Annotated in this window: 22 protein-coding genes; 19 read left to right on the forward strand and 3 right to left on the reverse strand. The window is 36.1% G+C overall.

Going from position 1 to position 22,156, the window contains the following annotated elements:
• Positions 1-659 precede the first annotated feature (659 nt).
• From D8M03_RS14470 to D8M03_RS14500, 7 genes are all read left to right on the forward strand, one after another.
• Positions 660-1,463, forward strand: coding sequence for an ABC transporter ATP-binding protein (locus D8M03_RS14470; RefSeq protein WP_121215540.1), 804 nt, complete (start codon positions 660-662; stop codon positions 1,461-1,463).
• A 20-nt stretch (positions 1,464-1,483) separates the two neighbouring features.
• Positions 1,484-2,308, forward strand: coding sequence for an ABC transporter permease (locus D8M03_RS14475; protein ID WP_121215541.1), 825 nt, complete (start codon positions 1,484-1,486; stop codon positions 2,306-2,308).
• A gap of 91 nt (positions 2,309-2,399) precedes the next feature.
• Positions 2,400-3,413 carry an ABC transporter substrate-binding protein gene (locus D8M03_RS14480; protein WP_121215542.1) on the forward strand — a complete coding sequence of 338 codons (1,014 nt, stop codon included), beginning with the start codon at positions 2,400-2,402 and terminating at the stop codon, positions 3,411-3,413.
• Positions 3,414-3,456: 43 nt separating this feature from the next.
• On the forward strand, positions 3,457-4,803 hold the full coding sequence (locus D8M03_RS14485) for an LLM class flavin-dependent oxidoreductase (RefSeq protein WP_121215543.1): 1,347 nt from the start codon (positions 3,457-3,459) through the stop codon (positions 4,801-4,803).
• A gap of 58 nt (positions 4,804-4,861) precedes the next feature.
• The gene (locus D8M03_RS14490) at positions 4,862-6,052 is read left to right on the forward strand and encodes an MFS transporter (RefSeq protein WP_121215544.1); all 1,191 of its coding nucleotides are present in this window, start codon (positions 4,862-4,864) and stop codon (positions 6,050-6,052) included.
• A gap of 17 nt (positions 6,053-6,069) precedes the next feature.
• The gene (ssuE, locus tag D8M03_RS14495; RefSeq protein WP_121215545.1) at positions 6,070-6,579 is read left to right on the forward strand and encodes an NADPH-dependent FMN reductase; all 510 of its coding nucleotides are present in this window, start codon (positions 6,070-6,072) and stop codon (positions 6,577-6,579) included.
• 98 nt (positions 6,580-6,677) lie between these two features.
• Positions 6,678-8,015, forward strand: a complete 1,338-nt coding sequence (locus tag D8M03_RS14500; RefSeq protein WP_121215546.1) for an LLM class flavin-dependent oxidoreductase — start codon at positions 6,678-6,680, stop codon at positions 8,013-8,015.
• Between the two features lie 395 nt (positions 8,016-8,410).
• On the opposite strand, the gene D8M03_RS14510 is transcribed toward D8M03_RS14500, so the two are convergent.
• Entirely contained in the window at positions 8,411-8,698 is a 288-nt protein-coding gene (locus tag D8M03_RS14510) for a hypothetical protein (protein ID WP_121215548.1), read from the reverse strand.
• Between the two features lie 889 nt (positions 8,699-9,587).
• On the opposite strand from D8M03_RS14510, the gene D8M03_RS14515 reads away from it, so the two are divergent.
• From D8M03_RS14515 to D8M03_RS14555, 9 genes are all read left to right on the forward strand, one after another.
• Positions 9,588-10,388 (forward strand): ABC transporter ATP-binding protein, encoded by an 801-nt coding sequence (locus tag D8M03_RS14515; RefSeq protein WP_121215549.1) that lies wholly within the window; start codon positions 9,588-9,590, stop codon positions 10,386-10,388.
• A gap of 19 nt (positions 10,389-10,407) precedes the next feature.
• A complete protein-coding gene (locus tag D8M03_RS14520) occupies positions 10,408-11,232 on the forward strand; it encodes an ABC transporter permease (RefSeq protein WP_121215550.1) in 825 nt (274 codons plus the stop codon).
• 87 nt (positions 11,233-11,319) lie between these two features.
• A complete protein-coding gene (locus D8M03_RS14525; RefSeq protein WP_121215551.1) occupies positions 11,320-12,333 on the forward strand; it encodes an ABC transporter substrate-binding protein in 1,014 nt (337 codons plus the stop codon).
• 111 nt (positions 12,334-12,444) lie between these two features.
• Complete coding sequence (locus D8M03_RS14530; protein ID WP_121215552.1) at positions 12,445-13,767, forward strand: LLM class flavin-dependent oxidoreductase; 1,323 nt, start codon at positions 12,445-12,447, stop codon at positions 13,765-13,767.
• 138 nt (positions 13,768-13,905) lie between these two features.
• Positions 13,906-14,919: an ABC transporter substrate-binding protein gene (locus tag D8M03_RS14535; RefSeq protein ID WP_121215553.1), complete on the forward strand. Its 1,014-nt coding sequence runs from the start codon at positions 13,906-13,908 to the stop codon at positions 14,917-14,919.
• 62 nt (positions 14,920-14,981) lie between these two features.
• Positions 14,982-15,488 (forward strand): NADPH-dependent FMN reductase, encoded by a 507-nt coding sequence (ssuE, locus tag D8M03_RS14540; protein ID WP_121215554.1) that lies wholly within the window; start codon positions 14,982-14,984, stop codon positions 15,486-15,488.
• Positions 15,489-15,589: 101 nt separating this feature from the next.
• The gene (locus D8M03_RS14545; protein ID WP_121215555.1) at positions 15,590-16,930 is read left to right on the forward strand and encodes an LLM class flavin-dependent oxidoreductase; all 1,341 of its coding nucleotides are present in this window, start codon (positions 15,590-15,592) and stop codon (positions 16,928-16,930) included.
• Positions 16,931-16,996: 66 nt separating this feature from the next.
• On the forward strand, positions 16,997-17,647 hold the full coding sequence (locus tag D8M03_RS14550; RefSeq protein ID WP_121215556.1) for an SDR family NAD(P)-dependent oxidoreductase: 651 nt from the start codon (positions 16,997-16,999) through the stop codon (positions 17,645-17,647).
• Positions 17,648-17,793: 146 nt separating this feature from the next.
• Positions 17,794-18,225 carry a BrxA/BrxB family bacilliredoxin gene (locus tag D8M03_RS14555; protein WP_121215557.1) on the forward strand — a complete coding sequence of 144 codons (432 nt, stop codon included), beginning with the start codon at positions 17,794-17,796 and terminating at the stop codon, positions 18,223-18,225.
• Positions 18,226-18,522: 297 nt separating this feature from the next.
• Here the strand turns inward: D8M03_RS14555 and D8M03_RS14560 are convergent, their stop codons facing one another.
• Positions 18,523-18,828 carry a TM2 domain-containing protein gene (locus D8M03_RS14560; RefSeq protein WP_121215558.1) on the reverse strand — a complete coding sequence of 102 codons (306 nt, stop codon included), beginning with the start codon at positions 18,826-18,828 and terminating at the stop codon, positions 18,523-18,525.
• 314 nt (positions 18,829-19,142) lie between these two features.
• On the opposite strand from D8M03_RS14560, the gene D8M03_RS14565 reads away from it, so the two are divergent.
• The gene (locus D8M03_RS14565) at positions 19,143-19,928 is read left to right on the forward strand and encodes a class I SAM-dependent methyltransferase (RefSeq protein WP_121215559.1); all 786 of its coding nucleotides are present in this window, start codon (positions 19,143-19,145) and stop codon (positions 19,926-19,928) included.
• A 592-nt stretch (positions 19,929-20,520) separates the two neighbouring features.
• Entirely contained in the window at positions 20,521-21,129 is a 609-nt protein-coding gene (locus D8M03_RS14570) for a YpjP family protein (RefSeq protein ID WP_121215561.1), read from the forward strand.
• Positions 21,130-21,201: 72 nt separating this feature from the next.
• Here the strand turns inward: D8M03_RS14570 and D8M03_RS18070 are convergent, their stop codons facing one another.
• The gene (locus D8M03_RS18070; protein WP_342768818.1) at positions 21,202-21,552 is read right to left on the reverse strand and encodes a tyrosine-type recombinase/integrase; all 351 of its coding nucleotides are present in this window, start codon (positions 21,550-21,552) and stop codon (positions 21,202-21,204) included.
• Between the two features lie 197 nt (positions 21,553-21,749).
• Between D8M03_RS18070 and D8M03_RS14580 the strand changes: the two genes are divergently transcribed.
• Positions 21,750-22,052 carry a helix-turn-helix domain-containing protein gene (locus D8M03_RS14580; protein ID WP_121215560.1) on the forward strand — a complete coding sequence of 101 codons (303 nt, stop codon included), beginning with the start codon at positions 21,750-21,752 and terminating at the stop codon, positions 22,050-22,052.
• The last annotated feature ends 104 nt before the right edge of the window (positions 22,053-22,156 follow it).

Genomic DNA, 22,156 nt, shown 5'->3' on the forward strand with positions numbered 1-22,156 from the left:
TCACAGGTTATAGTAAAAAAATGAATGTTTACTACCCTAGCTTTAGTGTTTTCAATTTTTCTTTAAAATTAAGTAAAACAAAAACTGAAAATTCAGAACACTTTTATGCAACGGTAGTGAATACCAATAAATAAACAATTTAGCTCACTGTACAAACTAGAGAGTCCTTTATCCAAGAGATAAGGGAGTTTTTATTTGTATGACGGGGATGAATTCATTGTGAATGGCATAGTTTTAGTAATAACTAACTATTCTTATAAAAATAGTTGATATTATTAATTCCTTTATTTATTATTAATACCAACAAATAACTAATAAAGCTCACTAGTCAACCTAGAGGCTCCCAATCTATAGATTAGGGAGTCTTTTGTTTTAATTACAAAAAAGGATAGAATGTTAGAAATGGTTTTAATTTTAGTAATAACTAACTATTCTTATAAAAATAGTTGACATTACAATTGCCAATATTTATTATTAGTTACAACAAAATACTAATAAAGCTCACTAGTCAACCTAGAGGCTCCCTATCTAATTTAGATATGGGAGCCTTTTGCTTTAATAGAAAGGGGTTCATGCATTCTTCAATATAGAATTTTAGAGTAAATTTTTTTACACCTTAAGAATACTAAACTTATAGGAATAGTTATATAAGGAGGAGTATGATGGATAAAATTAGATTTGAACGAGTAACGAAAAAGTTTCTAGTTCGAGATGAACATAAAAAAGGAGCACAACGAGAATTTACAGCCATTCAGAATATTGAGTTTACAGTAAGAGAGGGTGAATTCATTACATTAGTAGGTCCAAGTGGATGTGGAAAGTCTACTTTACTTGATTTGCTAACAGGTTTAACAAAGCCAACAAAAGGACGAATTTTAATCGATGGTCGTGAAATTACAGGGCCAGGACTAGACCGTGGCATTGTCTTTCAACAATATGCCTTGTTTCCATGGAAAACGGCTCGAGGAAATATTGAGTTTGGATTAGAAGCAAAAGGGATTCCAAAAAGTGAACGGAAAGAAAAGGCGGAATATTATTTAGACTTAGTCGGATTAAAGAATTTTGCTGATCGCTATCCCCATGAACTATCTGGCGGGATGAAGCAGCGTGTAGCCATTGCAAGAAGTTTAGCTTTCAATCCAGATGTGTTGTTAATGGATGAACCATTTGCAGCTCTAGATGCACAAACTCGTGAAACACTACAAACTGAACTATTACGCATTTGGAAGAAGACAGGGAAAACGATTATTTTTATTACCCATGGCATTGATGAAGCAGTGTATTTAGGTGAGCGAGTGGTTGTACTAACAGCCAATCCAGGTACAGTGAAAAAAATTGTGGATATTCCACTAAAAGATCGTCTAGAGGATGCAGATGTGAAATCAAATCCGGCTTTCATCAGTGCTAGACGTGAGGTATGGAATTTACTACATGAGCCGGAGTTTCAAGGCGCTCATATTTAAGAAAAAGGAGGTTTTTTTACATGGTAACGATAAATAAACCAGCAACAAAACTGAATAAACCGAGTAAACCACAAAAGTCTTCTTCACCATCGCTATCGGCCTTTGTAAAAGCATTTAAAAATTCTATCGTCCTTATATTATTTGTTTTGTTATGGGAGCTTGCCCCACAGTTAGGGATAGTTGAAAGGACATTTTTACCACCTTTTTCAGAGGTAATACGTGCTTGGTGGGACTTACTTGTATCTGGCGAATTGTGGAGACACTTTCAAGCGAGTATATTACGTTCCTTATTTGGATTTTTATTAGCATTAGCAGTGGCAATTCCATTGGGGCTAATCATCGGTTGGTATCCATTAGCACGAGACCTACTAACACCGATTTTAGAACTATTTCGTAACACAGCGGCGTTAGCTTTATTACCAGTATTCATTTTAATCTTAGGGATTGGGGAAGTATCTAAAATTTCCATTGTATTATTTGCATGTACATGGCCGGTGTTACTAAATACAATTTCTGCCGTAAAAAACGTAGATCCATTACTAATTAAATCAGCACGCTCTATGAATATTTCATCCTTTAAATTATTCTACAAAGTTATTTTACCAGCCTCAGTACCAACTATTTTCACGGGGATTCGTATGGCTGGGACGGGGGCAATTTTAGTACTAATTGCAGCAGAGATGATTGGGGCAAAAGCTGGGCTTGGTTATTTCATTACGTACTCGCAATATAACTTCTTAATTGCCGAGATGTATGCAGGAATTATAACAATTTCATTATTAGGTTTATTAATTAACTACGGTCTTTCAAGTGCAGAACGTTACTTCTCACGTTGGAAGCAATAAGTGTAAATTTTTTAAGATTAATACCGACTAAAATTATTTGTTTTGTAAGGAAATGAGCTATTAAAAATATAAATAGAATGGGGAATAGAGTATGAGGAAAAATTGGTTATTTTTATTAGTAATAAGTGCTACTATAGCAATTTTAGCGGCATGTTCAAGTAGTGATGCAGCAAATAATGCAGAAGCAGACGGTCAAGATAAAGTTTTACAATACCAAAGTGTGCCGGGCAGTGTATACTACCCAGAATTAGCAGAAGCACTTGGATATTTAGGTGATATTAAGTTAGAAAAGGTAAGCGATCAAGTTGGTGGTCCAGAAAGTATTCAATTAACAGCAACAGGTGAAATCGATTTTGGTTTTGCATTTAATGGTGCCATTATTAAATCCTATGCACAAGGCGTAAAGATAAAATCCGTTGTAGCGTCTTATGGAAGTGATGAAAATACATTTGGTGGATATTATACATTAGAAGGTAGCGGAATTAAGACTGCGAAAGATTTAATCGGGAAAAAAGTAGGCGTTAATACGTTAGGAGCACAAAATGAATTTATCATTAAACAGTTTTTACGTGATGGGGGGTTAACAGAAGAAGAAATTAGCCATGTTGAGTTAGTTGTTATTCCAAGTGCAAGTGCTGAACAAATTTTACGTGCAGGTCAAGTGGATGTAGTAAGTCTTGGTGGTATTGGAAGAGATAGAGCACTTGAAAATGGCGGTCTGCATCTTTTATTTAGAGATATCGACTTGTTTGGCGAATTTACTGCTGGAGAATATTTCTTCACAGAAAAGTATATTAAAGAAAATCCAGATACAGTAAAAACATTTGTAGAAGGTGTAGCAAAAGCAATCGAATGGGCTAGAACAACGCCTCGTGAAGAAGTCATTGCAAAGTTTGAAGAAATTGTTTCGGCACGAGAAGGCAATGAAACGACTGAAAATTTAAAATACTGGAAGAGCACAGGGATTGCCGAAGAAGGTGGAGTAATTGCTGAAAAAGAATTCCAAGTTTGGATTGATTGGTTAGTAAAAAGCGGTGAAATAAAAGAAGGTCAAGTGAAAGTAGAAGACTTATATACAAATGAGTTTAATCCATATGCTAAATAATTTTTTGAATAAAAGTCTACTAAGTTAATAGGAGTGATTGGAAATGGCAAAAAAACAATTAGCTTTAGGAGCATTTATTAATCTACCAGGACACCATGTGGCAAGCTGGAGACATCCTCAATCGGAAGTGCGAAAGGTAACAGATTTATCGTATTTAACAGAAATTGCGCAAATTGCAGAACGTGGTAAATTTGATAATTTATTCTTCGCAGATGTATTTGGACAACAGATTCAAGAGAATGCTCATTCAGGTTTAAAACTAGATCCAGTAGTTATTATCTCTGCATTAGCAGCTGTGACAAAAAATATTGGTTTAACAGCTACTTTAACAACGTCTTATAATGACCCATTCCATGTAGCACGTAAATTTGCGGCGATTGATCATTTATCAAATGGTCGTGCAGCTTGGAATGTTGTAACATCGGCAAATGAGCGTGAGGCACTGTTATTCGGACGTGATGCACACTATCAACATGCAGAGCGTTATGAGCGTGCTGATGAATTTGTGGATGTGGTGAAAAAGTTATGGTATTCGATTGATGAAGAAGCTTTGATTATTGATAAGGAAAGTGGTCGTTATTATGACTTAGAGAAAGTGACGGAACTTAATCATGAAGGGAAATTCTTTAAAGTAAAAGGAACATTAGATGCACCTTCTACACCACAAGGACACCCAGTAATTGTGCAGGCGGGTTCATCTGAGGCTGGAAAAGAATTAGCTGCTAAAACGGCTGAAGTGATTTTCACAGCATGGCAAACATTAGAGGATGCACAAGCGTTTTATAAAGACGTAAAAGGACGTTTAGCCAAATATGGTCGTGATCCGGAAGATTTAAAAATTTTGCCAGGTGCTTTCATTGTCGTAGCAGAAACAGAAGAAGAAGCAATCGCAAAACACCAACAGCTAAATAACTATATTACACCAGAAGTAGGATTAGCTTATTTATCTACCTTTACTGGAGTGGATTTATCAAATCACGACTTTGAAGGTCCAATTCCTGACTTTAACGGCCAACAAGTTGACGGAACGAATCCGAATATTCGCTCTGGTATTGTAAAGGGAATTGTTGAGAGAAAAGGATTAAAGACATTGCGCGAATTATACAACAATATTGCAGGAGCGCGCGGTCACCGTGAAATCGTAGGTACACCAACTCAAGTAGCGGATGCGTTACAAGAATGGTTTGAGAATGATGCGGCAGATGGTTTTAATATCATGGCACCAACTTTCCCACAAGGCTTAAATGACATTGTAGAACTTGTGATTCCAGAATTACAACGTCGCGGATTATTTAAAACAGAGTATACAGGGTCAACATTACGAGAAAACCTTGGTCTGAAACGCCCAACAAATCCGCATACTCAACAAAAAATCACACAAGAAGTATAAAATTCCCCCTAAATCCCTATTTAATCTGGTGGGATAATAGGTTAAAGGTGTGTAAGGCATGGAACAAAAGCTATGGACAAAGGAATTTATTGTTACGTCCTTTGTAAACTTTTTATTAACCATTATGTATTTCTTATTAATGGTGACAATGTCTAACTATGCAGTAGAAACATATCACGTGTCAGTCAGCACGGCTGGTTTGGCAGCAAGCATCTTTGTTTTGGGATCCCTAATAGGAAGATTATTAGTTGGGAAGTTCATTGCAAAGTTTGGCATATTGCATGTACTTGTTTCTGGTCTTTTGGGATCAGTACTCGTATCAATTTGTTACTTTTTCGCAAATGGGATTGAAATGTTATTACTTATTCGCATGTTACATGGCTTTACAGTTGGACTTGTCACCACATCAACAGGAACAATTTGCGTACAAATTACACCTCCTTCTCGAAAAGGGGAAGGGATTAGCTACTATGGCTTAAGTGCCGTTCTTGGTTCAGCAATTGGTCCATTCATTGGCATGTTATTAACTAGTTTAAATAACGGGTTTGAATGGATGTTTGCTTTAAATATCCTAGCAAGCGTTGTGTGTATTCTAATCTTTAAGTTTGTTCGTATACAGCTACCAGAAAGTGAAACATCAGTTGTATCTGAGAAAACAAAAGCATTTCGTATTTCCGATTATATCGATAAGCAAGCCGTTCCGATTTCACTGTTAATGCTAACCATTGGATTTAGTTTTTCTAGTGTAACATCCTACTTAACGCTGTATGGGAAGGAAACAGGATTAATAGAAGTAGCGGGTTATTTCTTTTTCATCCATTCAATGTGTGTAATCTGTTCTAGACCATTTACAGGGAAAGTGATTGATGCAAGAGGTGCAAATATTGTTGTGTATCCATGCATGCTCTTATTTGCAACAGGGATGTTTGTATATAGTCAATCAACAGCACCTTGGATGATTATACTAGCAGCTGCTTGCATGGGGCTAGGTTTTGGGAACTTTAACTCAGCAGCACAAACCATTGCGTTGAAAAATGCGGATCCATCTCGTCTAGCTCTTGCAACTGCTACTTACTTTATGTTTCTCGATTTAGGCTTTGGCTTAGGGCCGTATATTTTAGGTCACATTATCGAAGGGCTCGGCTACCGTTCGTTGTACATGATAATATCCTGCATCGGATTAATCTGTATACCAATTTACTATTTGATTTACGGAAATAAAGAAAAACGGGCTTTTGCATCAAGTTAATGGAGGAGGAATTTAGAATGACAAAAACTGTGATTATCAATGGAGCAAATGCACGTACTTCACGTGTCAATGCGATTCAACAGTATATTGTAGAAAATGTAAAAGAGGTATCAACAATTGAGGTATTCGATTTACCTGCCAATGATTTAATCTCAGCCAATTTTGCAAGTGAGGCAATCAAAGCAACAAATACGTTAGTGGAACAGGCAGATGTAGTCGTTTTATTAACACCGGTTTATAAAGGCGCTTATTCCGGGATTTTAAAAACTTATTTAGATTTAATTCCGCAAAAAGGATTTGAAAATAAACAAATTATCCCGATTGCTGTAGGTGGGACAGCGCATCATTTATTAGCCATTGATTATGCCTTAAAGCCAGTTATTTCAGCATTAGGCGCGACAAGCATTTCGCAAGGTGTGTTTATTGTAGATAAACAAATTGAACGATCAGAGCAAGGCTTTACGATTGAGGAAGGCATTAAAGAAAGAATTCATCAACAACTGATTCAGGATCAAGTAACAGTTTAATAGTAACTTGCTAACTAGAAAACTAGAGGCTCCTCTCTCTTTTAAAGAGTGTGGGAGCTTTTATTTTATAAAAAAATATATAAAAAGGAGAAATGACAATGAGCAAAAAACAATTAAAATTAGGAGCATTCTTTAGTTTACCAGGACAACATTTCGCGAGCTGGCGTTTTCCGACAACACAACCAGAACGATCATTAGATTTAGATTATTTCATAGAGTTAGCCAAAATTGCTGAGCGTGGCAAGTTTGATACGATTTTCTTTGCGGATGGGTTTGGCCAGGAGTTAGAAGAAAATTCACCATCTGGCATTAAATTAGATCCAATCATTATTCAATCAGCACTAGCTGCAGTAACAAAAAATATTGGATTAGTTGCAACAGTAACTACTTCTTATAATGAGCCATTCCAATTAGCTCGAAAATTTATCGGCATTGACCATCTATCAAAAGGGCGTGCTGCATGGAATGTTGTTACATCAAACAGTGCCAAAGAAGCACCTTTATTTGGTAGAGATAAACATTTAGCTCATGCAGAACGCTATGAACGTGCAGGAGAGTTCGTAGATGTTGTGAAAAAGCTTTGGCAGTCTATAGATAAAGAAGCACTTGTGATTGATAAGGAATCAGGTAAATATCTGGACTTAACGAAAGTACACCCAGTAAATCATGAAGGAAAATGGTTTAAAGTAAAAGGGACACTGGACGCACCAACATCACCACAGGGACATCCGGTCGTTGTGCAAGCGGGTTCTTCAGAGGCTGGTAAAGAATTAGCTGCTCGTACAGCAGATGTAGTTTTCACAGCATGGCAAACGTTAGAAGAAGCACAAGCATTTTATCGCGACTTAAAAGGACGTTTAGCAAAATATGGTCGTAATCCAGAGGACTTAAAAATTATGCCAGGTGTCTTCATTACAGTAGCGAAAACAGAAGAGGAAGCCATTGCGAAACGTAACGAATTAAATTCTTATATACTTCCAGAAGTCGGGTTAAAATATCTATCATTCTTCTATGGGGCAGATTTAACAGGTTATGATGTAGAAGGTCCTCTACCAGAGCATTATGATGTTGAAGATGAAACAAACCCAAATATTCGTGCCAACATTGTACGTGATATTGCGAAGCGTAATAATATAAAAACAATTCGAGAGTTATACGAATTTATTGGAGGTGGACGTGGACATCGTGAAATTGTCGGTACACCGGAACAAATTGCAGATCAATTGCAAGAATGGTTTGAAAATGACGCAGCAGACGGCTTTAATGTGCTACCACCAACATTCCCAGATGGGCTAAACGATATTGTAGATTTAGTAATTCCAGAATTACAACGCCGAGGCATTTTCCGTACTGAATACGAAGGAACAACTTTACGCGAAAACCTAGGCTTAAAAATACCAACAAGTTCTGAACAGAATTTAACTGTAAAACAATAAATTAAACTATCTTTCCAGAGTGAAAAAAATATGAAAAAAGCAAGCTTTGAAGTCCCCCCCTTAGATTTTGATAGCTTGCAAGGAATGAGTTCGATATTACATATTTCATCGAACTCATTTTTTTATTTGTATAACAGAAAAATGTTAACTAGAAGAACATTCTCAAACCCCGCTATTGAAAATAAACAAAAAAATGGAGGTGTCCAAAAAGTAATAATTTTTTGGACACCTCTTTTCTTTCTTTTTTGATAAATATCTCTTATGAATTATTGCTCCTGCGGTGGTTGTTACCATCCTCGTCACAAAGGAGCTGTCTTAAAATGAATTTTCAGACAACTCCATTTTTAGTTACAATAATTAGGTACATTTTCTGATTAAACATCCGTTTTAGTAGTCTATTGTTCTAAAAAATTTTTTTCACTAAATTGTTGTAAAGCTGCAGATAGATTTCCATGTCCAAATGTAAAATATTTTTTCGACTTTAGTTCATCAAATATAATATGTTTTTCTAAAAAAGTAATAATGGCATTGCGTCGTTCTCGTATATCCTCAAAACCTGCCTCATATAGTTTTTCATCAATCGTATTATAAACTCCTCGGTTAATGGCATACGTGTCTTCACACCATTTTACAAATCGTAAATCGGGTAAGTGATATAAATTTTTCACTACTCTATTATTCATCTCCGTCACTCCTTTTAAAAAATGAATGTCCGTATCATAAAGTACAATTATTTTTATGGGTATAGTTCAAAACATGATCTGTTTTATAAATGTCTTATACTTTATGAAAAGAACATTTATAAAAAAAGAGGTCCCTTATTATTAGAATAAGGAACCTCTAGTTGACTAGTTGGTTAAAATTAAATACGAAATATTTAGATATTTGTATAATATACTTAAAAGCATACAATGTAAAGTGGTTTTGTATGTTTTTGTTAAATTGTTATTATTGGTTATTTTCTTTGAAGAAAAGGAGAAATTTATAATTCTTATAAAAATAGTTGACATTATATATGGCTCTTATTTATTATTCCAATATATAACGAATTTAGCTTACTAGAAAACTAGAGGCTCCCTTATCTTTTGATATGGGAGTCATTTGTTTAATTACGATGGAAATGAAATAATTCTGTAGATTTTTAGAATCATAAATAAAGAAAACTGATAATTCTTATAAAAATAGTTGACATTATATTTACCTTAATTTAATATCAATAACAATAAATGACTAACAAGCTTACTAGATAATCTAGAGGCTCTACCATTGTAGATAAGAAAGCTTTTGTTTCATCTCAATGGGAAAAAATAATTAGGAATTGTATCGGTTTAGTGATAATGTACTATTCCTACAAAAATAGTTGACATTATAAATTCCTTTATTTATGATAAATAACAATAAAAAACAAATTTAGCTTACTAGACAACTAGAGGCTCCCTATCAAAATTGATATGGGAGCCTTTTGCTTTAATAAAGAGAGAGGAGTATATGTATTTATCAAAATAGATAAAAAAATTTTTACTTCATAAACATACTAAATTTATAGGAATAGTAATTATAAGGAGGGATACGATGGATAAAATCAAATTTGAACGAGTAACGAAAAAGTTTTTAGTTCGAGATGAATATAAAAAAGGTGCACAACGTGAATTTACAGCGATTAAAGATATTGAATTTTCAGTAAAAGAGGGAGAATTCATTACATTAGTAGGTCCAAGTGGATGTGGAAAGTCTACTTTACTTGATCTATTAACAGGGTTAACACAGCCAACAAAAGGACGAATTTTAATCGATGGTCGTGAAATTACAGGACCAGGACTAGATCGTGGTATTGTTTTTCAACAGTATGCGTTGTTTCCATGGAAAACGGCTCGAGGAAATATTGAGTTTGGATTAGAAGCAAAAGGGATTCCAAAAAGTGAACGGAAAGAGAAAGCGGAATATTATTTAGACTTAGTCGGATTAAAGAATTTTGCTGATCGCTATCCTCATGAACTATCTGGCGGGATGAAGCAGCGTGTAGCCATCGCAAGAAGCTTAGCTTTTAATCCAGATGTGTTGTTAATGGATGAACCGTTCGCCGCTCTTGATGCACAAACTCGCGAAACACTACAAACTGAATTATTACGCATTTGGAAGAAAACAGGCAAAACGATTATTTTTATTACACATGGTATTGATGAAGCAGTGTACTTAGGAGAAAGAGTTGTTGTGCTTTCAGCGAATCCAGGGACAGTGAAAAAAATTGTGGATATTCCACTAAAAGATCGTCTAGAGGATGCAGATATAAAATCTAATCCAGCTTTTATAAATGCTAGACGTGAGGTATGGAATTTACTACATGAGCCGGAATTCCAAGGAGCTCATATTTAAGAAAAGGAGGGTTTTTTAGATGGTAACAATTAATAAACCAGCAACAAAACTGAATGAACCGAGTAAACCACAAAAGTCTTCTTCTCCATCACTAACAGCTTTTGTAAAAGCATTTAAAAATTCCATCGTTCTCATAGTGTTTATATTATTATGGGAGCTAGCCCCACAGCTAGGGTTTGTCGAAAAGACATTTCTACCACCTTTTTCAGAGGTAGTGCAAGCTTGGTGGGAGTTACTAGTAACAGGAGAATTGTGGAGACACTTTGAAGCGAGTATTTTACGTTCCTTATTTGGATTTTTATTAGCATTAGCACTGGCAATTCCATTAGGGTTAATCATTGGATGGTATCCATTAGCACGAGATTTACTGACACCGATTTTAGAACTATTCCGTAACACAGCGGCGTTAGCATTATTGCCAGTGTTTATTCTAATTTTAGGAATTGGTGAAGTGTCCAAAATTTCCATTGTATTATTTGCATGTACATGGCCAGTGTTACTAAATACGATTTCTGCGGTAAAAAATGTTGATCCCCTGTTGATTAAATCAGCACGTTCAATGAATATTTCATCGTTTAAGTTATTTTATAAAGTCATTTTACCAGCGTCCGTACCAACGATTTTCACAGGGATTCGCATGGCAGGGACAGGTGCAATATTAGTATTAATCGCTGCTGAGATGATTGGCGCAAAAGCTGGACTTGGTTATTTCATTACGTATTCACAGTATAACTTCTTAATTCCAGAAATGTATGCAGGCATTATTACAATTTCATTATTAGGTTTATTAATTAACTATGGTCTTTCAAGTGCAGAACGCTACTTCTCTCGTTGGAAGCAGTAAAGTAACTTTTTTGGTTTAATTCCTATTAAATTTATTTGTTTAATAAGTAATTAGACAACATGAAAAAACAGAATGGAGAATAAAAGTATGAAGAAAAATTGGTTATTTTTATTAGTATTAGGTGCTATTACAGCAATCTTAGCAGCGTGCTCAAGTGATGAATCTGCAAGTGCAACAGGCGAAAAGGAACAAGATAAAGTATTACAATATCAAAGTGTGCCGGGCAGTGTATACTTCCCAGAATTAGCCGAGGCGCTTGGATATTTAGGAGACATTAAGTTAGAAAAAGTAAGTGATATGACAGGTGGTCCAGAAAGTATTCAATTAACAGCAACAGGTGAAATCGATTTTGGTTACGCATTTAACGGTGCCATTATCAAATCCCATGCAAAAGGAGTAAAACTTCAATCAGTTGTAGGTGCATACGGTAGTGATAATAAAACTTATGGTGGTTACTATGTTTTAGAAGATAGCGGTATTAAAACGGCAAAAGATTTCATCGGTAAAAAAGTCGCTGTTAATACGTTAGGTGCACAAGCTGAATTTATCATCAAGCAGTTTTTACGTGATGGTGGGTTAACAGATGAAGAAATTAAGCAAGTTGAATTAGTTGTGGTACCAGCTGCAAGTGCAGAACAAGTGTTACGTTCTGGTCAAGCGGATGTTGTAGGACTTAGTGGTGTTGGAAGAGATAAAGCATTAGAAACTGGCGGAATTCGTTTAATTTTTAATGATATCGATTTATTTGGTGAATATACAGCAGGATCTTATTTCTTCTCAGATAAGTATATTGAGGAAAATCCAGATACAGTGAAGACATTTGTAGAAGGTGTAGCTAAAGCAATTGAATGGGCAAGAACAACACCTCGTGAAGAAGTCATTGCAAAGTTTGAAGAAATTGTTTCAGGACGTGAAGGCAATGAAACAACAGATAACTTAAAATTCTGGCAGAGCCCAGGGATTGGTCAAGAAGGTGGTCAAATAGAGGAAAAAGAATTCCAAGTTTGGCTTGATTGGTTAGTAAACAGTGGCGAATTAGAAGAAGGCGAAGTAAAAGTGGAAGATTTATTTACAAATGAATTCAATCCATATGCAAAATAATAAATTTACAGAAAAATAACGTGCTTACTAGACAACTAGAGGCTCCGACACTCTTTCAATAGGGTAGTGGAGCCTTTGCTTTACCCAAGTACATAAAAAGGAGCAATAAGGATGAGCAAAAAACAATTAAAATTAGGTGCATTCTTTTATTTAACAGGACATCATTTCGCGAGCTGGCGTTATCCGACAACACAGCCAGAGCGTACATTGGATTTAGATTATTTTGTGGAGCTAGCGCAAATTGCAGAGCGTGGGAAGTTTGATACGATTTTCTTTGCAGATGCGTTTGGTCAAAAGTTAGAAGAATCTGGACCATCAGGCATTAGAATAGATCCAATCATTGTTCATGCTGCACTGGCTGGAGCGACAAAAAATATTGGATTAGTAGCTACGGTTACAACATCGTATAATGAGCCTTTCCAAGTAGCACGAAAGTTTATTGGCATTGACCATTTATCGAAGGGGCGGGCTGCTTGGAATGTTGTAACATCTGCCAATGATAACGAAGCACCTTTGTTTGGTAGAGATAAGCATCTCGCACATGCAGAACGTTATGAACGTGCAGAGGAATTCGTAGATGTTGTGAAAAAATTATGGACATCAATTGATAAAGAAGCGCTTGTTATTAATAAGGAATCAGGACAATACCTTGATTTAACAAAGGTGCAACCAGTAAATCATGAAGGTAAGTGGTTTAAAGTAAAAGGTACTCTTGATGCACCAACATCTGCACAGGGACATCCGGTTATTGTTCAAGCGGGTTCTTCTGAAGCAGGTAAAGAGTTGGCAGCTCGTACAGCAGAGGTCGTGTTTACAGCAGCACAAACATTAGAAGAGGCACAAGCATTTTATCGTGATTTAAAAGGACGTTTAGCAAAATATGGTCGCGAATCAGAGGATCTAAAAATTATGCCTGGTGTTTTCATTACTGTAGCAAAAACAGAAGCAGAAGCAATTGCGAAACGGAAAGAGTTAAATTCATATATTCATCCAGAAGCTGGAGTCAAATATCTCTCCTTTATATATGGTACTGATTTATCAGGTTATGATATTGATGGTCCTCTACCTGAAATTGAACGTGAGGATAAAACAAATCCGAATATTCGTGTAAACATTATACGTGATATTGCGAAGCGTGAAAATTTAAAAACGATTCGTGAGATATACGAATTTATTGCGGGTGCACGTGGACATCGTGAAATTGTCGGTACACCGGTACAAATCGCTGACCAATTGCAGGAATGGTTCGAAAATGAAGCAGCAGATGGCTTTAATGTAATGTCACCAACTTTCCCGGATGGGCTAAACGACATTGTGGATTTAGTTATTCCGGAATTACAACGCCGAGGCATTTTCCGTACAGAATACGAAGGAACAACTTTACGTGAAAACTTAGGTTTGAAAAATCCAACACGTACTTTACAAAAGCAATAATTGATTAAGCTTACTAGATAACTAGAGGCTCCCATTCTAATTTAGATTTGGTAGCCTTTGACTTTCGAATTAAAACCTATTAAATTTATTTGTTTAATATGCAATAGGGGCACTATAAACAGAATGGAGAATAAAAGTATGAAGAAAAATTGGTTATTTTTATTAGTATTAGGAGCTATCGCAGCAATCTTAGCTGCCTGCTCAAGTGATGAATCCGCAAGTGAAGCAAGCGAAAAGGAACAAGATAAAGTATTACAATACCAATCTATTCCATCTACTGTATACCCAGCAGAATTAGCAGAAGCACTTGGTTATTTAGGGGATATAAAGCTTGAAAAAGTAAGCGATGTAGTTGGTGGTCCAGAAAGTATCCAGTTAACAGCTACAGGCGAAACAGATTTTGGATCTGCATTTAATGGTGCCATCATTAAATCGCACGCACAAGGTGTAAAGATTAAATCAGTAGTAGGTTCATACGGAAGTGATGAAAACGTATTTATTGGCTTTTATACGTTAGAAGATAGCGATATTAAAACAGCGAAAGATTTAATCGGTAAAAAAATTGGTGTGAATATTCTAGGCGCACATATGGACTTTGCTGTGCAACAATATTTACGTGAAAACGGATTAACAGAAGAAGAAATTAAGCAAGTTGAATTAGTTGTAGTACCATTATCAAGCGCAGAACAAGTTTTACGTGGTGGTCAAGTTGATGTAGTAGGTCTTGGTGGTATTTCGAGAGATAAAGCTTTAGAAAATGGCGGTATTCGACCACTCTTTAAAGATACCGACTTATTTGGGAACTTTACAGCAGGAGAATATTTCTTCGCAGAAAAGTATATTGAAGAAAATCCAGATACAGTGAAAACCTTTGTAGAAGGGGTAGCAAAAGCCATTGAATGGACAAAAACAACACCTCGTGAAGAAGTCATTGCAAAGTTTGAAGAAATTATTAACGCTCGAGAAGGTAAAGAAACAACAGCAAACTTAAAATATTGGAAGAGCGTGGGGATTGCCGAAGAAGGTGGTCAAATTGGAGATAAAGATTTCCAGATTTGGCTTGATGGGTTAGTGGAAAATGGAGTAGTAGAAGAAGGAGAAGTTAAAGTAGAAGAATTATATACTAATGAATTCAATCCATATGCGAAATAATTCAAATTTATAGAAATAAAAAAAATAGGCATATGAATTAACATCATGAGGAGGACTTTATTATGACAAAAACAGTTATTATCAATGGAGCGAATGCACGTACATCACGTGTCAATGCAATTCAGCAATATATTTTAGAAAATGTAGAAGCAACAACAATCGAGCTGTTTGACCTACCTACCCAAGATTTAATCACAGCAAATTTTGCAAGTGATGCAATTAAAGCAGCAAATGCTTTAGTAGAACAAGCAGATGTAGTAGTTGTATTAACGCCAGTATATAAAGCAGCTTATTCAGGAATTTTAAAAACTTATTTAGATTTAATTCCTCAAAAAGGATTTGAAAATAAACATATTATCCCAATTGCTGTAGGTGGAACAGCTCATCATCTATTAGCTATCGATTATGCATTGAAGCCGGTATTCTCAGCATTAGGTGCTACAAGCATTTCACAAGGCGTGTTTATTGTAGATAAACAAATTGAACGAACAGAACAAGGCTTTAAGATTGAAGATGAGATTAAAGAAAGAATTCATCAACAACTGATTCGAGATGTAGTAACAATTTAAAAGTCACGTGCTTACTAGACAACTATAGGCTCCCTATCAAATTTAGATATGGGAGCCTTTTGATTTGATTAAATCTTACTAAATTGATTGGAGTGGTTAATATGTCGAAAAAACAATTAAAACTAGGTGCGTTCTTTATGCTTCCTGGCCATCATGTGGCAGCATGGAGATATCCAACTGTAAAGGCTGAACACATTTATAATTTTGAATTTGTGAAACAGCAGGCATTAATCGCAGAGCGTGGCAAGTTCGATATGGTGTTTTTAGCAGATGGGCCAACAGCGAGTTATCGTAGTTCCGCTTTTGAACAACAATCATGGGCTTTCTTTGAGCCATTAACATTACTTTCAAGTCTTGCAGCAGTTACTACGAAAATTGGTTTAGTTGGTACAGTATCTACAACATACAATGAGCCATATAACGTAGCTCGTAAGTTTGCTTCGTTGGATCATATAAGTGGTGGACGTGCCGCATGGAATGTTGTAACGAGCGCTGGGATAGAGGCTGCTAATAACTTTGGGTTTAAGGAAGAACTATTACATGCAGAGCGCTATGAACGTGCAGAAGAGTTCGTCGATGTTGCGAAAAAGTTATGGGATAGTTGGGAAGATGACGCAATTGTTTTTGATAAAGAGAATGCACAGTTTGTAGATAAAGCAAAAGTTCATCAAATAGATCATGAAGGAAAATGGTTAAGTGTTACTGGACCGCTTAATATTGCCCGACCAGTACAAGGTCATCCGGTCGTTGTTCAGGCAGGATCCTCAGAGGCTGGGAAAGAATTAGCTGCACAAACAGCAGAGGTTATTTTTACAGCATGGCAAACATTAGAGGATGCGCAGGCGTTTTATAGCGATGTGAAAAGTCGCTTAGCGAAATATGGCCGTCATCCGGATGAGCTGAAAATAATGCCTGGCGTATTCCCGATTGTTGGAAAAACGATTGAAGAAGCAGAGGCAAAACGCCAAAAGTTATTAGATTTAGTACCTGAATCGTTAGGTGTTTCCCGCTTATCGCAGCAGTTAGGCGTTGATTTAAGTGGTTATCCAATCGATGGACCACTACCTGAATTACCAGATATAACAGAAGTAAATGGTGTAAAGAGCCGTTTCCAATTGGTGAAAGATTTAGCTGATCGCGAGCAACTAACGATTCGCCAGTTGTATCAACGTATCGCAGGTGCACGAGGTCATCGTGAAATTATTGGGACACCTGAACAAATTGCAGACCAGTTACAAGAATGGTTTGAACAAGGAGCTGCAGATGGCTTCAATGTGATGCCACCAACATTCCCAGATGGGTTAAATGATTTTGTAGAATTGGTAATTCCAGAGTTACAAAAAAGAGGAATTTTCAGAACAGAATATGAGGGCTCAACATTACGTGAACATTTAGGATTAGCGAGACCAGCAAATCAGTTTGCTACAAAATCGCTTGTTTAAAAAGAAACAGTTAGCTGGAGATATTCTAATTAATTATTAACGAAACCAATTTGAGGAGGATGTAAAATGAGTAAGAAATTAATCGTTGTTGTGGGAGCAGGTCCTGGTATTGGAAATCATGTCGCAAAAAAATTCGGGGACAATAACTTCCGTGTTGTGTTGGTTTCACGTAATCAGGATGCATTAAATCAATATGTTGAGGAACTAAACTCACAAAACATCGAGGCATACGCTGTAGCAGCTGATGCCGCAAGTACAGAATCAGTCGATGCAGCCTTTGAGCAAATCAAGAAAGAATTTGGTCCAGTCGATTTACTAGTATACAATGCTGCGATTGTACAGGGAGGTCGCCCTACTTCACTAACACCAGAATCTCTATTGACTCATTATCAAGTTGACGTAGTAGGTGCTTTACGTAGCGCATTGAAAGTAATTCCGGATCAAGTTGCGAAAAAATCCGGCACGATTCTTTTTACTGGTGGTGGATTGGCATTGCATCCTGCTGCAGATTATGCTGCTTTATCGTTGGGCAAAGCAGGAATACGTACTCTAGCTCTTACACTAGCAGAAGAATTAAAGCCTCAAGGTGTATTTGTAGGGACGGTTACAGTTGCAGGTGGTGTTAAGAAGGGTACACACTTTGCCCCTGAACTCATTGCAGAGAAATATTGGGACTTATATGAAAAACAAGAAGAACATGAGATTGTGTATAGTTAAATAGATTATCAGCCTCGTTTAGTAGACGAGGCTGATTTAGTTCCCAAAGCTAGTCTCAGGAATTCCCCAAAAGTCTAGTTCCTGTAATTTCCCAAAATGTCTTGATATAATAAATTTTGTGAATAAATAGGAAAGAGGGCGAAATGATGAACGCTTACGATGAGTACATGAGAGGGATTGTTCAACCAATGCGTCAAGAGTTAGTAGACGCAGGGTTTACAGAATTAACAACTCCTGATGAAGTGAATGAATTTATGGCAACTGCTAAAGGAGTATCCTTAGTAGTAATTAACTCAGTTTGTGGTTGTGCAGCTGGTTTAGCTCGTCCGGCAGTTCGCAATGCCATCGAGCAAGTAAAGCCAGACCATTTAGTAACAGTTTTCGCAGGGCAAGATCGTGAAGCAACTGAAGCGATGCGTGCTTTCTTTGAAGAAGTTCCACCAAGCTCACCATCGATTGCAGTTTTACGTGATGGTCAACTAGAATACTTTATCCCACGTGACCAAATCGAAGGCCACCCAGTTGAACAAATTACAGACCACTTAACAGGTGTATTAAAACAAGCTTGTGGTCAATAATTGTATTCAATTTACTAAGAGATATCTACGGATGTCTCTTTTTTTGTTTTTATGAAAAAAGAAAGATCTCTCTTAAGATAAGAGAAAATCTTTCTATAGCTAACCACTACTAATATATGAAATTTTGTGTGGAAACTCTACATGTAAATGTTGGGGCAGTTTACAGTTCTGCGTAGCTTTTCAATTAACTACATGAAAGGTTCTAGTTAGGGTAATGTTTTACCTAGAATTAGGCAAACAAAAAGACCCCTTTTTTACGAAGAGGTCATTGGGTTCAACTAATCTGTATAGACATGTTTAGTTTTTATTAAACGATTTTACATTCATAATGATATTTTGTTCTAGCTCTTCATTTTTGCGCTCAATGCGTTTTCCAATAAAGAATACATCAATTAAAGCCCAAAAACCAAGACCACCAAGTGTTAATGTCATTGCGATACCCATACCAATATCTCCTGCATAATAACGGTGACCGCCGATTCCACCGAAGAAGAACCAAATCAAGTAAGCAATCCCTTTTGATTTTTGTTTATTGTTCATTTCGCTATTCACGATAGCTAGTTCCTGAGTTGATAGGTCTTGCTTTAATAATAAGTTGTTCATTTATTTAATCCTCTTCTTTTTTATATTTTGTCCACTATAATGGTTTAACTGATATAGTCTAGTAGCATAGAGCTTTTATTCATTAAAAAAAGATACCCTATTAGAAAATACGAAATCTTCCTACAAACCTTTATTATTGTATTTAATTTAGAGAAAACAAGCTACATGTATATGTTGGAGGCTTTTACACATCTATGTAGTATTTCTATTAACTAAATGAAGGTTACTTTCAAATAAGAAATTAACTTATTTACAAATCCACATGACAAACTATGATAGAATATCAAAAAGTGCAAAAAAATAGGAGGGAACACATGCAGCCAATCACCGTTGTGACAACAGCAGGTCGCCCTGACGAAATTTCCATCACATTAGCGCAAAAAGCATGTGACGAACTCGGTTTACGATTTGAAGAAAGAAAAAAACGTTCTGTAGCAAAAATTAGTGAACAACTAAATGCCAACGTAATTGTTGCTGGAAAAAATCGATATGAATATTATCCGAAAGATGCAAAGGCTCCTTTCTTTTTCCATCCCAATTCTGCCGCTTTCCGTTTAAAACGCGTGGCTAGGGGCGAGCATGATCCTATGCTAGATGCATGTCAATTAGAAAAGGGCGATTCCTTTCTAGATTGCACATTAGGAATCGGTTCAGATGCAATGTTGGCTGCCTATCAAGTGGGAGAAGAGGGAACGGTTGTTGGTTTAGAAGCCGACCCAAACGTTGCCTTCATTGTTCAAAAGGGGATGGCTACATACGATACGAGCGAATTGCCTTTAACAAAATGTATGCGCCAAATAAAAATTATTCAAAGTGAAGCAGTAGTATTTCTACAAAAGCAACCAGCAAATGCTTTTGATGTTGTTTATATGGACCCAATGTTTGAAGAAGTTATTGAGGAATCTAACAACTTTGAAGCGCTCCGTGATGCGGGCCAACATATCACGCTAACTGAAGAATGGGTACGTGAGGCAATCCGAGTGGCGAAAAAAAGAGTCGTATTAAAAGCACATTTTCGCTCAACTGCATTCGAGCAATTTGGCTTTAAACGTGACATTCGACTTACCTCAAAATTCCATTATGGAGTCATCGAGAAGTGACAAACTATCAATGAATTTTACTTTACACATAAAGTGTGTTAAGATAAGTTATGTGCTATTTAGGTAGCAGGTAAATAAATTTGGCGTTTCGCTAAAGTTTTTGAAGATACTTATTCACACTGGCGCAAGTAGAGGCTTGCAAGGACGTAAAAGTAGGTAGGGTTTACGTTGCTTAAGTTAGAAAGCGTTTAGTGGAATTTTACCGTGGCTGAATTGATGCAAAAGTGCATCTATTATAAAATTCCCCTGATGATAGGGTTGAGACTTAATTTATTTATATGTTGCCTTAAAATACTAAAGGGGTGTCGATTATAATCGGCACCCCTTGTCCAATTTAAAAGAACTACTTCATTAGTAGTTCTTCGAAATTAGTTCGTGAAACACATTGAAGTTAAATAAGCTAATAATAAAAATAGTCCAATTCCAATACTAATACTTGCCATTATGTAGTACCTCCTTTAATTAAAAAAACACTGGCATAATTCCTTTTTCATTGTACAATGAATTACAAAAAGATGAAACCTTTTTCAAGCTGAAACGTACCTATTAATAGTAGGATTTAACAAATTTGTACGAGATTGAAGGTGATTCCATGAAAAAATGGTGGCAAAAAACCCTAGTCCTATCTGTAGCATTATTAACATTTGGATTAATTACACCCAATCATGAAATTTGGGATGTTTTAGAAAATGGACAAGCTTCGAATAATTCTCAAAGTAGTAACATTCAAGCAAATGATCAACCAAAAACCCAGGTCTCTGCAGTTGTGGAAGAATCCATTTCGACAGAGGAAGAAACACCAAGGCAATCTATTGAATCTATATTATTTGCAGCAAAAGAACAATCATACATAAAATTTGGCTCTCGTATTGCACCAGTGATTGGTGATGAATTCGAAGAGCGCATTTTCCCAAAAATTGAGGAAGCCATCGAACAAACGCTAACTCGAATGGACGATGAGTCGATTAAATACTTAGCGATTTCAAATCGTCCAAGTCAAAATGGAGAGAAAATCTTTCATATAACAAATGAGGAAACTGGAAAAGATTTAATTCGCTTCCACGTACGTACAGATAAAAGACCACAAGATGGTTTTTTCTATAACTTCCATTACCACACAGCAGAAGACCATTTCGTCGCCCATCACACACTTGGCGATATCTATTGGTCCAAAAATACTCCACCTAAGTGGTTGTCATAAATACCAAGGGTTAAGGGGCTAATTATTGAATTATTAGCCCCAATTTTTGTCTCACTTTCTCCGATTTTATTACTAAATGCGGTTACTAAAGTATCTTCCATTACCTTTAATAACATGTCCATAAGTAGTGTAAATCATTTCAAGTGTATTTCCTAACCGTTCAGCAATTGCCTTTACTGGAAAACCGGAATTCATTAATATTGTTGCGTGAGAGTGTCTAAGTGAACGAATTGTACAATCTGAAAGATCAGAGCGTTTAATAATGCGCTTAAATGCTTTATTTAAAGACTGTAGTCCTAATGCTTGCTTATCAAATAAATAACTAGTTTGAAAGAGATTTACGCTCTCTGATTGATCGAACGTAAAAAAGCTCAGTGATTTTACTACTAAAAATTTATTATAGAGAAAAAATGTAAATAGTATAAATAATAAAAGAGCTGTTTGAAAATATCACTCTAAATATTCAACTTTACTTGAGTTATTTAATATGTTTAGTTTTAAAGTAAGGAATAAAAAAGAGCTGCCAAAGTGGGGTATCTGATATTATCCCCTTTAAGTAGACAATGTGAAAAAGGCTACAGTAATCTGTAGTTAACAGTCTATTTAGAGGGGGTTTTTCTATGTCTAGGAAAAACAATTCATACTCAAACGAATTCAAATTACAAGTTGTTCAATCGTATTTAAATAGTGAAGATAGCTATGTAACTACGTCGAAGAAATTTAATCTTCGAAGTAAAACGCAAGTGGAGAGATGGGTTCAAAAATATAAAGAATTCGGTTCAATTGAAGCTTTCGAACACTTGCCATCTTTAGGTTCTGGTGCGAAAGGGGTAAAGAATCCTTTAAAAGGGAAACGAGTTCATTTTAAAAACGTAGAGGAAGAACGCGATTACTATAAGGCACAGGTGTATTTTGCAAGATAAAAATGCAGAGAATTGCAATGAAAAATACAGAGTGTTGCCACCCAATATTTTTACTGTTTTCTCGACAACGCATTGGCTAAACGGAAGCTCTGTCCCGTATAAGA

It is taken from the genome of Ureibacillus endophyticus (assembly GCF_003628435.1).
Classification (GTDB): domain Bacteria; phylum Bacillota; class Bacilli; order Bacillales_A; family Planococcaceae; genus Ureibacillus; species Ureibacillus endophyticus.